Source organism: Clostridium sp. TJA020, assembly GCF_058310295.1.
In genome coordinates, this window is the sequence record NZ_JBZEFC010000003.1 from 331274 (window position 1) to 346132 (window position 14859).

General features: G+C 28.8%; 14 protein-coding genes, 4 tRNA genes and 1 riboswitch. Of the genes, 3 read left to right on the forward strand and 15 right to left on the reverse strand.

Features of this window, described 5'->3' with window-relative positions; translation table 11 throughout:
• Nucleotides 1-9: 9 nt before the first annotated feature.
• Nucleotides 10-2253: an SF1B family DNA helicase RecD2 gene (recD2, locus tag AC4FQ1_RS07540; RefSeq protein ID WP_303129719.1), complete on the reverse strand. Its 2244-nt coding sequence runs from the start codon at nucleotides 2251-2253 to the stop codon at nucleotides 10-12.
• Nucleotides 2254-2376: 123 nt separating this feature from the next.
• Between recD2 and nagA the strand changes: the two genes are divergently transcribed.
• On the forward strand, nucleotides 2377-3513 hold the full coding sequence (gene nagA / locus AC4FQ1_RS07545) for an N-acetylglucosamine-6-phosphate deacetylase (protein WP_491169378.1): 1137 nt from the start codon (nucleotides 2377-2379) through the stop codon (nucleotides 3511-3513).
• A gap of 85 nt (nucleotides 3514-3598) precedes the next feature.
• On the opposite strand, the gene AC4FQ1_RS07550 is transcribed toward nagA, so the two are convergent.
• Genes AC4FQ1_RS07550 through AC4FQ1_RS07560 form a run of 3 tightly spaced genes read right to left on the reverse strand, consistent with a single transcriptional unit; the run spans nucleotide 3599 to nucleotide 7153 of the window.
• Nucleotides 3599-5482: a PTS fructose transporter subunit IIABC gene (locus AC4FQ1_RS07550; RefSeq protein WP_491169379.1), complete on the reverse strand. Its 1884-nt coding sequence runs from the start codon at nucleotides 5480-5482 to the stop codon at nucleotides 3599-3601.
• Nucleotides 5483-5498: 16 nt separating this feature from the next.
• Nucleotides 5499-6404 (reverse strand): 1-phosphofructokinase, encoded by a 906-nt coding sequence (gene pfkB, locus AC4FQ1_RS07555; RefSeq protein ID WP_491148043.1) that lies wholly within the window; start codon nucleotides 6402-6404, stop codon nucleotides 5499-5501.
• 2 nt (nucleotides 6405-6406) lie between these two features.
• Nucleotides 6407-7153, reverse strand: a complete 747-nt coding sequence (locus tag AC4FQ1_RS07560) for a DeoR/GlpR family DNA-binding transcription regulator (protein ID WP_491169380.1) — start codon at nucleotides 7151-7153, stop codon at nucleotides 6407-6409.
• Between the two features lie 219 nt (nucleotides 7154-7372).
• On the opposite strand from AC4FQ1_RS07560, the gene AC4FQ1_RS07565 reads away from it, so the two are divergent.
• A complete protein-coding gene (locus AC4FQ1_RS07565) occupies nucleotides 7373-7999 on the forward strand; it encodes a hypothetical protein (RefSeq protein WP_491169381.1) in 627 nt (208 codons plus the stop codon).
• A gap of 32 nt (nucleotides 8000-8031) precedes the next feature.
• Here AC4FQ1_RS07565 and metK read toward each other — a convergent pair whose 3' ends face one another.
• The 8 genes from metK to AC4FQ1_RS07605 all read right to left on the reverse strand — a co-directional run bounded on the left by metK (nucleotide 8032) and on the right by AC4FQ1_RS07605 (nucleotide 11836).
• On the reverse strand, nucleotides 8032-9207 hold the full coding sequence (gene metK / locus AC4FQ1_RS07570) for a methionine adenosyltransferase (RefSeq protein ID WP_303129732.1): 1176 nt from the start codon (nucleotides 9205-9207) through the stop codon (nucleotides 8032-8034).
• Between the two features lie 76 nt (nucleotides 9208-9283).
• Nucleotides 9284-9393: riboswitch (SAM riboswitch) on the reverse strand.
• A 126-nt stretch (nucleotides 9394-9519) separates the two neighbouring features.
• Nucleotides 9520-9843, reverse strand: coding sequence for a PadR family transcriptional regulator (locus AC4FQ1_RS07575; RefSeq protein ID WP_491169382.1), 324 nt, complete (start codon nucleotides 9841-9843; stop codon nucleotides 9520-9522).
• Nucleotides 9844-10578 carry a hypothetical protein gene (locus tag AC4FQ1_RS07580; RefSeq protein ID WP_491169383.1) on the reverse strand — a complete coding sequence of 245 codons (735 nt, stop codon included), beginning with the start codon at nucleotides 10576-10578 and terminating at the stop codon, nucleotides 9844-9846.
• Between the two features lie 120 nt (nucleotides 10579-10698).
• Nucleotides 10699-10784: transfer RNA gene (locus AC4FQ1_RS07585), tRNA-Tyr, on the reverse strand.
• Nucleotides 10785-10789: 5 nt separating this feature from the next.
• Nucleotides 10790-10865: transfer RNA gene (locus AC4FQ1_RS07590), tRNA-Thr, on the reverse strand.
• A gap of 27 nt (nucleotides 10866-10892) precedes the next feature.
• Nucleotides 10893-10968 (reverse strand) — tRNA-Val (locus AC4FQ1_RS07595).
• Nucleotides 10969-10977: 9 nt separating this feature from the next.
• Nucleotides 10978-11063: transfer RNA gene (locus AC4FQ1_RS07600), tRNA-Tyr, on the reverse strand.
• 164 nt (nucleotides 11064-11227) lie between these two features.
• Nucleotides 11228-11836, reverse strand: a complete 609-nt coding sequence (locus AC4FQ1_RS07605; protein ID WP_491169384.1) for a hypothetical protein — start codon at nucleotides 11834-11836, stop codon at nucleotides 11228-11230.
• A 106-nt stretch (nucleotides 11837-11942) separates the two neighbouring features.
• On the opposite strand from AC4FQ1_RS07605, the gene yyaC reads away from it, so the two are divergent.
• Nucleotides 11943-12482, forward strand: coding sequence for a spore protease YyaC (yyaC, locus tag AC4FQ1_RS07610; RefSeq protein ID WP_303129913.1), 540 nt, complete (start codon nucleotides 11943-11945; stop codon nucleotides 12480-12482).
• Between the two features lie 29 nt (nucleotides 12483-12511).
• Here yyaC and mreB read toward each other — a convergent pair whose 3' ends face one another.
• The 3 genes from mreB to AC4FQ1_RS07625 form a co-directional block, all read right to left on the reverse strand.
• On the reverse strand, nucleotides 12512-13546 hold the full coding sequence (gene mreB, locus AC4FQ1_RS07615) for a rod shape-determining protein MreB (protein WP_491169385.1): 1035 nt from the start codon (nucleotides 13544-13546) through the stop codon (nucleotides 12512-12514).
• A 126-nt stretch (nucleotides 13547-13672) separates the two neighbouring features.
• Nucleotides 13673-13924: a sporulation transcriptional regulator SpoIIID gene (spoIIID, locus tag AC4FQ1_RS07620; protein ID WP_303129917.1), complete on the reverse strand. Its 252-nt coding sequence runs from the start codon at nucleotides 13922-13924 to the stop codon at nucleotides 13673-13675.
• A 68-nt stretch (nucleotides 13925-13992) separates the two neighbouring features.
• The gene (locus AC4FQ1_RS07625) at nucleotides 13993-14769 is read right to left on the reverse strand and encodes a peptidoglycan DD-metalloendopeptidase family protein (RefSeq protein WP_491169386.1); all 777 of its coding nucleotides are present in this window, start codon (nucleotides 14767-14769) and stop codon (nucleotides 13993-13995) included.
• Nucleotides 14770-14859: the final 90 nt, after the last annotated feature.

Consider the following 14859-nt stretch of genomic DNA (forward strand, 5'->3'; position numbering starts at 1 on the left):
AACCACCTTCTAATTATCATTTTCTATAATATCATTAGCTATTATGTCTTTTATTCTATGATTAAGAGCTGAATATCTCTCCATACTTTTTGTATTGCTTACCATAAATTTAAGTCCTTTTGGCATACCAACCACAACTACAAGTTCTTTTGCCCTTGTTATTCCAGTATATAAAAGATTTCTATTCATAAGAACAGGTGAACCCATAAATGAAGGTAATATTACTACTTTAAACTCACTTCCCTGACTTTTATGAATTGTTATAGCATAAGCTAGTTCTAATTCATCTAAATACACATAATCGTATTTAACTCTTCTCTCATCATCAAATACTACAGTTATTACTTTTTCTTCTTCATCTATTGACTGAATAAAGCCCATATCACCATTAAATACTCCAACACCTTCTGGTTCTCCTTCTCCTGATATTCTAGTCCATTTTAAGGAATAATTATTCTTAATTTGCATAACTTTATCCCCTTCTCTGAATATCATTTCCTTAACTTTCTTTTCTTTCTTATAATCTGCCTCAGGATTTAATATTGATTGTATCTTTTCATTTAAATTATTTACTCCAAGAGTTCCCTTTCTCATAGGTGTAAGTACTTGTATATCCTTTAATTTATCCCATTTATCGTTAAACTTAGGTAATCTTCTATTTATTAAATCAATTATTGTATTTAATATAGCTTCTGCACTTTCTTCCCTTATAAAGTAAAAATCATTTCCCTTTTTATTAAGATAAGGCATCTCCCCATTATTAATTCTATGTGCATTTACTGTAATTAGACTTTCAGAACCTTGTCTAAATATTTCTTTTAATCTAACAACTTTTATAAGCTCACTATTTATTAAATCTCTTAATACATTTCCAGGTCCTACTGATGGTAGTTGATCAACATCTCCAACAATTATTATTCTAGTTCCAAGTTTTATCGCTTTTAATAAATTATACATTAACATTACATCAATCATAGATGCTTCATCTATAATTATTACATCAGCTTGAAGAGGATCTGACTCTCCTTTTACAAATACAGACTTTTCTTCTTCTCTTTCATCCTGAACTCCCATATCAAGCAGTCTATGTATCGTTTTAGCTTCTCTTCCAGTAGATTCACTCATTCTCTTAGCCGCTCTTCCTGTTGGTGCTCCAAGAAGAACTTTCATTCCATTTTTTTCATATATATCCAATATACATTTTATAATTGTCGTTTTACCTGTACCTGGACCACCAGTTATAATTTCTATTCCTTCTGAAAATGCTGCAATTATAGCTTCCTTTTGAGATTTAGCAAGTTCAATATTATATTTTTTCTCAAAAAGTTCTATTTCATGCTCAACATCAGTATTTATAGTTCTAAAATTTTCTATACCAAGCGTAACTATTTTATTAGTTATTCCAAGTTCACAATAATAATAAGGCAATGTAAATACTGCCTCTTCTTCATTTATCTTTTCTGCTATAATTCTATTTTCAAGAACAGAATTATATATATTTTCTTCTACTATATCTTCTTTAACTACTAATGTATCACAAGCATCTTTTATCAACTTATCTTTTGGCATATAAGTGTTACCAGCAGCACAAAATTTATTTATTACATATTCTATTCCACTTTTAACTCTAAATGGAGATTCAGCTTCTACACCTAAGTTCATAGCGATTTTATCTGCTGTTTTAAAACCTATTCCTGATATTTCTTTACATAATATGTACGGATTATCTGAAACTATTTTTTTAGCATCTATACCAAACTTCTTGTATATTTTTATACATTGATTATTTGTTACTCCATGCGCTTGAAAAAACATTATTATATCTTTTAAATCTTTTTGTTCTATATATGATTCGTATATAATTCTAAATTTCTTTTGTCCTATACCTTCTATCTCCATAAGTCTTTCTATATTATTTTCTAAAACATCAAAGGTTTCTTCACCAAAATGATTAACTATCTTTTTAGCAGTTACAGGTCCTATTCCATATATTATTCCTGCACTTAAATATTTTTCTATAGCTTCTACTGATGTTGGAAGTATCTCTTCAAATTCCTCTATTTTAAATTGTTTCCCAAATTGTTTATGAACTATCCAGTCACCCTTTAATTTTACATTCTGACCTTCTTTCATAAATGGTACCGTACCAACAGCTGTTATAGTATCTTTATTCATATTTACTTTTGCAACTGTATAACCAGTATCTTCTCCTCTAAAAACAATTGCTTCAACAAATCCAACAATCTTTTCCATACCTTTTCTCCAAATCTTCAATATAAGTTATTTTTATTTTTTCCTGTATAATATATAATTATATCATAGAAAATTTAACATATATTCTATGGAATAAAAATTGAGAAATGTGGAGGTATTAATATGTTAATAAGAAATTGTAATATAATTTTCTTAGATAAAATAGAGATGGGATCAGTTTTAATAGAGAATGGTAAAATTAAAGAAATAAATCCTCAAAATGTACAAGATACGGAAATTATTGATGCTAATGGAATGTATCTTTCTCCTGGATTTATAGACGTTCACATTCATGGTGCTGGAGGATATGATACTATGGATGGAACATATGAAGCTATAAATAAAATTTCAAAAACTATTTGTAAATTTGGTACAACATCTTTTACCCCAACAACTATGACTGTTGCTATAGAAGATATAAGAAAATCAATGTCAGCTATTAAAGAAGCTAAGCTTAAGGGTACAGATGGTGCAAATGTATTAGGTGCACATCTTGAAGGTCCATTTATAAGCCCAAATGCCATTGGAGCTCAAAACCCAAACTTCTTGCAAATCCCTTCTATTGAAACATATAACAAAATGGTTGGAGATTGTGAAGATGCAGTAGTTTCTATAACAATTGCGCCTGAAGTTTCTGGTGCAAAAGAACTTATTAAATATTTAAGTGATAAAGGTGTTGTCTGCTCAATAGGTCATACAAAAGCTACTTATGAAGAGGCTGTTGAAGGTATTAAATGTGGATGTTCCCATTCTACTCACCTTTTCAATGCTATGACTCCATTTACTCATAGAGCTCCTGGAGTTGTTGGGGCAATATTTGATACTGATATTACAACTGAAACTATATCTGATGGTATTCATATATCATACCCTGCTCTTAGAGTTGCATATAAGCAAAAAGGAACTGATAAAGTTCTTTTAATAACTGATGCTATGATGGCTTGTGGTATGCCAGATGGAACTTATTCATTAGGTGGTCAAGAAGTTAAAGTTTCAGATGGTGCTGCTAGAATATTATCAGGGTCACTTGCAGGATCTATATTAACTCTTGATAAGGCTGTAAGAAATGTTTATGAAAATTCAAATTATCCATTATATGAAATTGTTAAAATGGCAACTTATAATGGTGCTAAACATTGCCATGTTGAAGATAGAAAAGGAATTATTAAAGAAGGATATGATGCTGACTTAATTCTTTTTGATGATAAAATAAATATTAAAAAAGTTATAGTAAATGGAAAAGTTGTACATGAGGCTTAATTATATAAAATAACAATTTAATTATTAAAATTAAATTATAAAAAAAAGATACTAAATTAATTTAGTATCTTTTTTTATTTAACTTTTAAGCATTTTCTTTAATAGGTCTTTTTAATATAGCTAATAAAATCATTCCTACTATTGAACCTACAACTAGTGCTATTAAGTATCCTAATGGATTTCCTATAACAGGCACTACGAATATTCCACCATGTGGTGCTCTAAGTGAACAACCAAACATCATTGAAAGTCCTCCTGCAACTGCTGACCCAACAACACAAGCTGGTATAACTCTTAATGGATCTGAAGCTGCAAATGGTATTGCACCTTCTGTTATAAATGATAATCCCATTACATAGTTAGTAATACCTGATTGTCTTTCTCTTTTTGTAAATCTATTTTTGAAGAATGTAGTACATAACGCTATTGCAAGTGGTGGAACCATACCTCCAACCATTACTGCTGCCATTATATCAAATTGTCCACTAGCAAGTCCTGCTGTACCAAATACATAAGCAGCTTTATTTATAGGACCTCCCATATCAATTGCCATCATTCCTCCAAGGATTATTCCAAGTACTACTTTACTGCTTTCTCCCATAGAATTTAAAGTATTAGTTAATCCTGTATTTATAGCTGATACTGGTGGGTTTATTAAGAACATTATAATAGCACCAATTAAAAGTATTCCGAAGAATGGATATAGTAAAACTGGTTTTAAACCTTCTAAGTCTTCTGGTAATTTACTGAATACTTTCTTTAAGAATAACACTAAATATCCTGCAATAAATCCAGCAAGTAAAGCACCTAAGAAACCTGATCCACCTTCATTTGCAAGCATACCACCAACAAAACCTACTGCTAATGCTGGTCTATCTCCTATACTCATTGCAATGTATCCAGCTAATACTGGTAACATAAATCCAAATGCAATACCACCAACAGTTTTTAAGAATGCTGCAAATGGTGTATTCATACCAAAGTTTGCTGGATTTATACTATAATCATCAAATAAGAATGCTAATGCTATAAGTATACCACCACCTATAACAAATGGTAACATATGTGATACACCATTCATTAGGTGCTTATATACTCTGTGTCCAACACCTTCTTTTTCTATACTCTCATCTCCACCTTCTGATTTTTTATCAGCATGATATATTGGAGCCTTACCACTTGTTGCTTCTTCAATAAGCTCTGTAGCTTTATGAATTCCATTTGCAACTTTAGTTTTTATTAATCTTTTTCCATCAAATCTTGCCATATCAACATTTTTATCTGCTGCTACTATAATACATTCTGCATTTTCAATTTCTTCTTTTGTTAAAACATTTTTAGCTCCTCCTGAACCATTTGTTTCAACCTTTATTGAAACTCCCATTTGCTTAGCTTTTTCTTCTAAGCTTTCTGCAGCCATATAAGTATGTGCTATACCAGTTGGACATGCAGTAACTGCTAATACTCTGTATCCTTCTTCTCTATTTTCTTCCTTTTGCTCTGTTTCAAACTTTTCTTTTTCTTTGTTATCTATAAGCTTTAAATATTCTTCTTTACTTTTTGCATTTATAAGTTCATTTCTAAAATCTTCATCCATTAATATAGTTGATAATCTTGCAAGCACATCAAGGTGTAAGTTATTAGCCTCTTCTGGTGCTGCTATCATAAAGAATAATTTAGCTGGTTGCCCATCTAATGAATCAAAATCAACACCATTCTTTACAACTATTGAACTAAGTCCTGCATTTTTTACTCCTTTTGATTTACCATGAGGTATTGCTATTCCTTCACCAATACCAGTTGTACTTAATTCTTCTCTCTTAAGCACTGCTTCCTTGTAAACTTCTTTATCTAATAAGTTTCCTTCCTTATCCATAAGGTCAACTAACTTATCTAATGCTTCTTTTTTTGAAGTTACTTTTGAATCTAACTCAATTCCTTCAATTTTTAAAAGGTCTATTATACGCATAACGTTTCCTCCTTGTTTAACTTATCATTTCAAGTATTTCTTTTACTTTCTCTTTAGTTGCTAAATCTTCTGAGAATGCACTTGCACTTCCTGTTGCAATTCCATATTTCAATGCATCTTTATAATTTTGTTTCATAATATATCCAGCTGTAAATCCAGCAACCATTGAATCTCCTGCTCCAACTGAATTTTTAACTTCTCCCTTAGGAGCTTTATGTTTTAAAACTTCTCCATTTTCATTTATAAGTATTGCACCATCTCCAGCCATTGATATTAGTACATTAATCGCTCCCATATCTTGAAGTTTTTTCGCATACTTAATTATTTCTTCTTCTGAATTTATTGAAACGTTAAACATTTCTTCAAGTTCATGTTTATTTGGTTTTATTAAGAATGGTTTATATTTAAGTACATTTAATAATAAATCTTTTGTTGCATCTACTATAACCTTTATATCCTTATCATTTAAGTGCTTCATTATATTTTCATACATATCTGATGGTAAAGTATTTGGTATACTACCTGCCAAAACTAAAATATCTCCATTTTTTATTTCATCTAACTTTTTATATAAACTTTCTATTGCATATTTATCAATTTTAGGTCCTTGAGCATTTATTTCACTTTCTTCTTTGCTCTTAAGCTTAACATTTATTCTTGAATTACCTTCTTTTAATTTTATAAATTCTGCTATACATCCTGAATTTTTAACTTTCTTTTCTATTTCTTCTCCAGTAAATCCAGCTATAAATCCGAACGCCTTATTTTCTATTCCTAAATTTCCAAGAACTATTGAAACATTTATTCCTTTTCCACCAGGAAATATTGATTCTTCATAAGTTCTATTAACAACTCCTAAATTAAAATCTTTAACCTTCATTATATAATCTAATGATGGATTGAATGTCATAGTATATATCATTTTTAATTATCCTCCAATATTTCTGCATATTTCTTAAACTCTTGATGTTTAAGATTTGTTGTAATTATTGTTGCTCTATCTATTTCTGCGAATGTAACTGCTGATATGTGTTCAAACTTTGAATCATCTGCAAGTATAAAGGCTTTATTACTTCTATTTACAGCTTCTCTTTTTACTAATGCTTCTTGAATATCAGGAGTTGTAAATCCTGAGTCTTTATCAATTCCATTTGTTCCAAAAAAACCTTTAGTAAAATTATATTTCTTTAAACTATCTATAGCCTCAACTCCAATTATAGCTTCTGTAGATAATTTTAATTCTCCACCAATTATATATACCTTACACTTTTTTTGAATTAATTTCTTAGCATGTGCTATTCCATTTGTTATATATATAGCTTTATTTTCAGTTATATAATCTGTCATAAGTTCAGTTGTAGTTCCAGCATCAATATAAACAAAATCACTTTCATTTATAAGACTTGCTGCATATCTAGCTATTTTAATTTTATCATCTACGTTTAGACCTTGTCTTACAATCACTTCATCATCTCTAGTTTCATAAGTTCTAGTTATTGACTTTGCTCCACCATGAACTTTTTTAAGTTTTCTCATTTTATCTAAATGATTCAAATCTCTTCTTATTGTAGATTCAGAAGTATCTAATTCTTTAACTAATTCTGTGACTGTAATTGTATTTTTTTCTTCTAAAAGCTTTAAGATTCTTTCAAATCTTTCTTCAGATAACATTTACATCACCTCTTTGTCTATATAATACAATCATTTTCAATCAAAGTCAATCATTTTCATTCAAAATAATTCAAAGACTTTTTTTACTTTGTATACATAGTTATTTTATGGAAAATACAAATATTTATCTTATACTTAACTTATACTTTTTAAAATAAATTATTCTATAAAATAATTAAAGAAGGTGTTATATTATTATGGTTTTATGTGTAAAATCTAATGAAAAAATTCCCAGATATTTTTGTGATAAATGCTATGATTGTCATAGTGATATTGCAGAAAGTTTATGCAAATTTAAACATAGAGGATGTTGCTTTTATTATCCCTAAGTTCAATTTATTTGATTTACAAAGAATGACTAAATCTAAAGAAGGACAATTAGTCATAAAAAGAATATTAAATAACAAAAACATAAAGATTTTTAATTATTACATCCAAGCAATTGGATATTTTGATAAAATTAACTATGAAAAATTTAAAAACCATACTAGAAGTGATTTATTTAAAGGAACAGATTTATCAATACATTTTAAAGCATGTCCTTTTGTTGAAGATGGTAAAGGATGCTCTATCCCACCTCAATTTAGAACTCCAGTTTGCAATTTCTTTTTATGTAAGGAAATTAAAAATAACCTTAAAGATAAAAATTTACTAAAAGCTTATGAGGATTCAGCTAGAGAATATTATAGATATTATGAATTTGAAAATCAAAATTTAATAGAAGTATTAGAAGAAAATGGATTAACATTAAAGAATAACCTTAAAGAATGTTTAGACTTTTTAAGAAATATAGAATGCTATAAATGTGAGTTTCCAAAATTAAAAAATTTTAATTCAGAAGATTAAAAAGATGCCAGAAATCTGGCATCTTTTTTAAATTATAATAATTTCTTTATTTCTTCTACCTTATTTAACTCTTCCCATGGAAGTTTAACATCAGTTCTTCCAAAGTGTCCATAAGCTGCTGTTTGCTTATATATTGGTCTTCTTAAATCTAAATCTCTTATTATAGCTCCTGGTCTTAAATCAAATACTTTTTCTACTATATTAACTATAGTAGCTTCATCTATTTTTCCAGTTCCAAATGTATCTACTTGAATTGATACTGGTTTTGCAACTCCAATAGCATAAGCTAATTGTATTTCTAATTTATCAGCTACTCCAGCTGCTACTAAGTTTTTAGCAACCCATCTTGCTGCATATGCTGCTGATCTATCAACTTTAGTTGCATCTTTTCCTGAGAATGCTCCACCACCGTGTCTTCCCATTCCACCGTATGTATCAACTATTATCTTTCTTCCTGTTAATCCACTATCTCCTTGTGGTCCACCAACAACAAATCTTCCAGTTGGGTTTATGAAATATCTTGTATTTTCATCTAATAATTCTGCTGGAATTACAGCATTTATAACATGTTCTTTTAAATCTGATTGAATTTGTTCTAAAGTAGCACACTCATCATGTTGAGTTGAAATTACTATAGTATCTATTCTCTTTGGCTTATCATTTTCATACTCAACTGTAACTTGAGTTTTTCCGTCTGGTCTTAAGTATGATAATGTTCCATTTTTCCTTACTTCTGTAAGTCTTCTTGAAAGTCTATGAGCCATAGCAATTGGAGTAGGCATAAATTCTTCTGTTTCATTTGTAGCATATCCAAACATCATACCTTGGTCTCCAGCACCTACTGCTTCAACTTCATCTTTTTCTCCTTGTCTTGACTCAAGTGCTTCATCAACACCCATAGCGATATCTCCTGATTGTTCATCTATAGTTGTCATTACTGAGCATGTATCACAGTCAAATCCATATTTAGCTCTATCATATCCAATTTCTCTAATTGTTTCTCTAACAACTTTAGGAATATCAACATAACAGTTAGTTGATATTTCTCCCATAACCATTACCATACCAGTAGTTGTACATGTTTCACAAGCAACTCTAGCATGTGGATCCTTTGCTAATATAGCATCTAATACTGAATCTGAAATTTGGTCACAGATTTTATCTGGATGTCCTTCTGTAACTGATTCTGATGTAAATAATCTTCTCATTCCTTTTTCCTCCGAATTTTCTAATATTTTTACAATAAAAAAAACTCTTCGATAAGAAGAGATTGTATTCTAATCTTTCTTATCTTGTAGTATAAACTACTGGAATTAGCACCACACATAATATTTAAATATTTGTAGGTTGCTGGGCTTCATAGGGCCGTCTCCCTCCACCTCTCTTGATAAGAGCTTCTTTATTTAATTATTTTACTAATCGCAATTTTAACACATAGATTTTTAATAGTCAATATTTTTATATTGTATTATTTTAATTAAATATATAAATCCATTAAATTATATTTAAATTTAATCGATTTATACTGAGCTGATTATATTATCTATATTCATTTTTAATTCATTCCAATTTTTTATAAAATTATTTAATTTATTTATTCCCTCTTCAGTTAGACTATAGTATTTTCTTTTTGCACCAACACCAGAATCCTTAATAGTTGCAGTTAAAAATCCGGACTTTTCCAATCTTAAAAGTAAAGGGTACATAGTTCCCTCTGAAGCATTATCGAACCCATATTCTTTTAAAGTTGATATTATTTCATATCCATAAGTTTCTTTCTTATATATTATAGCTAATATGCACCCTTCTAATGTTCCCTTAAGCATTTGTGTTTTTTTATTCATTTATATCAACTCTTTCTTTATCCCTCTTCTTTTTTTATATTCTTTCTCATTAATATATTCATTTAATTCATATAAAATCCCAAATGGTAATACTAAAAAATATATTTTTGTATCAATTAAATTTATTTGCGGAACTATTGTCTTAACAGTTATTATTATAGCAAATGAAATCATAGAAAATAAAATAATGAATTTTATTAATTTGTTATCTATTTTTTTAAAATTTACATCAGATTTGATTTTATAATTCTTTATAGAATCTTTTTTTATCTCTGAAAATACTAAATAGCAAATTATACTTATTATTAAATTTGAAATTAATTGATTAATTGTAAGATTATAATTTAAAGTAAACCTTTTATCTTTGAATAAAGTTATTCCTTGAGTAATTAAATAATTTATAGTAAATAAAACAGCCATGGATATTAAAAATACTTGAACTTTAAAATTATTTATTATTTTATCAAATCTACTATACTTAGATTTTATTTCATTAATTATATTATCACAAAATTGTATATAATTATCTCCTATCAAATAATTTATATCTTTATTATCATTCTCTGCCTGTATAATCATATCCCCTATTTCTATTAAAGTTTCTTCTATATCTATATCCTTTAAACCTGATAATCTCATATATATTATAATTTCTTCATATATTCTTTTATCTTTCTCTCTCATTAATCGACTTAACTTATTTATTTCTTTTAAATATACACCCTTTATACTCATCTTATTCACTTCCCTTATAAAATCTATTTATAATTATATATACATTGTATTACAAGGTATATACTTTGTCAAACAAGGTACTAAGAAAAATAAAAAAGCACTAAGAATACTCTTAGTGCTTGGTGGTGGAGGAAGGATTCGAACCTTCGAAGTCAACTGACAACAGATTTACAGTCTGCCCCCTTTGGCCACTCGGGAACTCCACCTAATTTGGAGCTGATGATCGGACTTGAACCGATAACCTGCTGATTACAAGTCAGCTGCTCTGCCAATTGAGCCACATCAGCGCATTTATTTTTAACTTTTAAAGTTTGTGGTGGGCACAACAGGGTTCGAACCTGTGACCCCCTGCTTGTAAGGCAGGTGCTCTCCCAGCTGAGCTATGCGCCCACAAATAAATGGTGGTGGAGGAAGGATTCGAACCTTCGAAGTCAACTGACAACAGATTTACAGTCTGCCCCCTTTGGCCACTCGGGAACTCCACCATCTTTTAAAGTTTTAAGTCGTTTGGCTTACTCGCTCAACCGACAATAGTTAGTATATAGTTAACTCATATTTATTTCAAATTAAAAACTATGCCATTTAACAGAATTATTTTTATTTAACTTTAAAATTCTATCTTTTTCACCATTTTACTATAAAACTTACATTATACCAATTGTTCTAATAATTCTATATTTATATATGGTGAAAGTATCTCTTTTACTTCATTGTAATCCTTTTTTGTAAGCCTAAGCTTAATTATTTTAAAAGCTTCACTAACTCCTCTAAATTCATCTTCATTTTTAATACTATTTTTTATTTTTTCTCCATCAACTGTTGATATCTTTTTTGCAACAGACAATAACTTAGTTTTATCTTTTAAACTTAGACTTTCAAATATCTCATTTTTATTTACATTAAATATTTTTACGCTCGCTTCGCTTGATTTACCTTCATTGTTATGATTAATATCTTTTTTTATTTCTTCATTATAGTTTAATTTATTATCTTTCTCATTTAGTAAATTTTCTTTTTTATTTTTAATAGATTCATCACTTAATTTTGATTTATCCCCTTTATCTTTAATATTATCCTTACTAACAACATCATTCTTTTTATTGTCTTCTATATTTTTCTCATTACTACCTTCCCCTACATTATTAACTCTTGATTTTTCTATATCAATAATATTATTGCTAGGAGTCCAAAAGCTAATAAAATAAATAGTCAAGGATGTTGCCATTGCTAGTAAAATTGTTATTACTAATTTTTTCATATTTATGTACACCTCCTATATTAGATATTGTCCATTTTACTTTTTCTTATTCATATCTTCTATTCTATATTTTAATTTCATATATATATTTCAAGGAGGTGTATATATGGAAAAAAAGGTTCATTACAATGACCCTTTTGCTTACTATACAATTGCTCAATCTATACTAGAATGCTTCTCTGAAAATTTAGTTATTGTTTGTATAGGTACTGACAAATGTATAGGTGATTGCCTTGGGCCTTTAGTCGGAACATTATTAAAAGAAAGTATGCTACCAATTCCTGTTTATGGTTCAATTGACTCTCCAATTCATGCATTAAATATAGATAAAAAATTAAAGTCTATATTATCTGACCATCCTAACTCATACATTATAGGTATAGATGCTTGTTTAGGTGAAGAATCTTCTATAGGTGAAGTTCACATTCGAGATTTTCCTATTAGGCCTGGAAAAGGTGTAGGAAAATCATTACCTGATGTAGGTCAAAAATCCATAGTTGGTATTATAGATTCAAATGAACATGCAGATTTATTTTATAAACGCTCAATAAGACTATCATTTGTATTTGATATTGCAAAAGTTATTTCAAAAGGTATTTTACATGCTTATTATGAATACAATTATCAAGAAAAAAAAACATTATAAATACCCCTATAAAAGGGGTATTTATAATGTTACTCTATTAAAACTACTTCTTCGCGATTTACAATTTTATCTAATTTATCAATATATCCTAAAACAGAACCTGTACCTTCTGCAACAGCTTCAATTGAATTCTCTGCAACTTTAACTGAAACGCCTGTTTCTACCTCTATGAGTTTATCTAATCCTTTAAGTAATGAACCTCCACCAGTCATTAAGATTCCTTTTTCAATTATATCTGCTGATATTTCAGGTGGTGTCTTCTCAAGTACTAACTTAACGGAATCTACTATCAAATTAACTGTATCTATTAGAGATTCTCTTATTTCTGTTGAATTTAACATAATCTCATCTGGCAACCCTGTTCTTAAATTTCTACCTTTAACTGAGATTTTCTCTTCTGCAGAATTATCAAAAGCTGATCCTATTTCAATTTTAATTTGTTCTGCTGTTTTTTCACCAATCATTATTTTATATTTATTCCTTACATACTTTATAATAGCTTCATCAAACTTGTCTCCTGCGACTTTTATTGATTTTCTAACTACTACTCCGCCTAATGATATTACTGCAACATCACAAGTTCCTCCACCTATATCAACTATCATATATCCATCTGGCTTAGTTATATCAAGGCCTGCGCCTATTGCAGCTGCAAGGGGTTCTTCTATAAGATGAACATTTTTTGCACCAGTATTTCTTGCTGCGTCCATAACAGCTCTCTTTTCAACTTCTGATGCTTGTGATGGTATACATATCATAACCTTTGGCGCCATTATCTTTTTGCTTCCACAAGCTTTTCTTATTAATTCTTTTAACATTTTTTCAGTCATATCATAATCTGATATAACTCCATCTTTTAAAGGTCTAACCGCAACAATATTTCCTGGTGTTCTTCCAATCATTTTTCTTGCTTCTTCTCCAACTGCTAAAACCTTTCCATTATTTCTATTAATTGCAACAACTGAAGGCTCCTTTAATACTATACCTTTTCCTTTTACATAAACTAATACAGTTGCTGTTCCCAAATCTATCCCTAATTCACTTCCTGTTTTCCAAAACCACATTTTAAAATCCACTCCTAATTTATTTATATATTAGAAAATTTTACACTTTTAATATAAAGTAAATTATATATTGAATGTGGATTTAATTCAACTTACTTATTTAACTTTAAGCTTCTTAATAATAGTCTATTCAGCTGATTTATATTTCATTTTAGTAGCTTTTCCACCTCTTATATGACGCTCTGCTTTATTAAGTTCTAAAATATTATGAGTCTTTTCAGCAATTATAGGGTTTATTTTAGGTAATCTTTCGGTCATATCTTTATGAATAGTGCTCTTACTTACTCCAAAAACTTTAGCAGTCTTTCTTATTGTTGATTTCGAATCTATTATATATTGTGCTACTTCTAAAACTCTTTCTTGAATATAATCTTTCAAGAGTACTACCTCCTTAAATTTATATTAACCAGCCATATTAAAATGGCTGATTAATATTTTTCACCTAATTATTTTTTATAATTAAAGTATTTTAATGGATCTACTTCTGTGTATTTGTTGTTCTTATTTAATAAAACTTTTAAATGTAAAAAGTCTTCTTTAACACACATCTTTAAAGTGCTTGATGTATTACCAATTTTTCCAATTTCTTGACCTTTAGTAACTTTATCACCTTTTTTAACTTTTAATGCTTTATCTAAATTTGCATAAGATGTTTTCATTCCATTTGCATGTTTAACTACAACAGTAACGCCATAAGTAACATCATTTTCAACAATTTCATCAACAACTCCAGCTTCAGCTACTTTTACAGGGGTTCCAAGTTTTGCTTTAACAGATATTCCACCATAGCTATAACTTGAATCTCCTTTTTCTCCATCTTTTACAACCTTTCCATCCTTAAATAGGTATGGTTCGTTATGACTTTGTAGTAATATTCCATCTACAGGTTTAGTAAAATTCATTTTATTAGTATTTCCTACAGCCTGACTTGTTTGTTTATTTTCTTCTTTCTTGTTGTTTTGTGTACTATCAACTCTTTCGGAATTCTCCATAACACTATCAACTTTTCCTTCTTTATTTTCCTCAACATTAAGTGTTATCTCTTGTTGTGATTGAGTTTGTGATTGATCTTCTTTATTATTTGTTGCACTTTTTATTGCTATAGCTCCACCTATAGTGATTACACATAATCCAACAAATAACGCTACATAAAAACCTTCTTTCTTAAAGAAGTTTTTTACACCTTTAAATTTTTCATTTAATCCATTTGATTTTTTGTTCATAATAAACACCTCCTTTTCGTATTGTGTCCATAATATGAAAAATAATACATTTTTAATAAAAATTATAATAAAAAGAGTGATATTTGATTT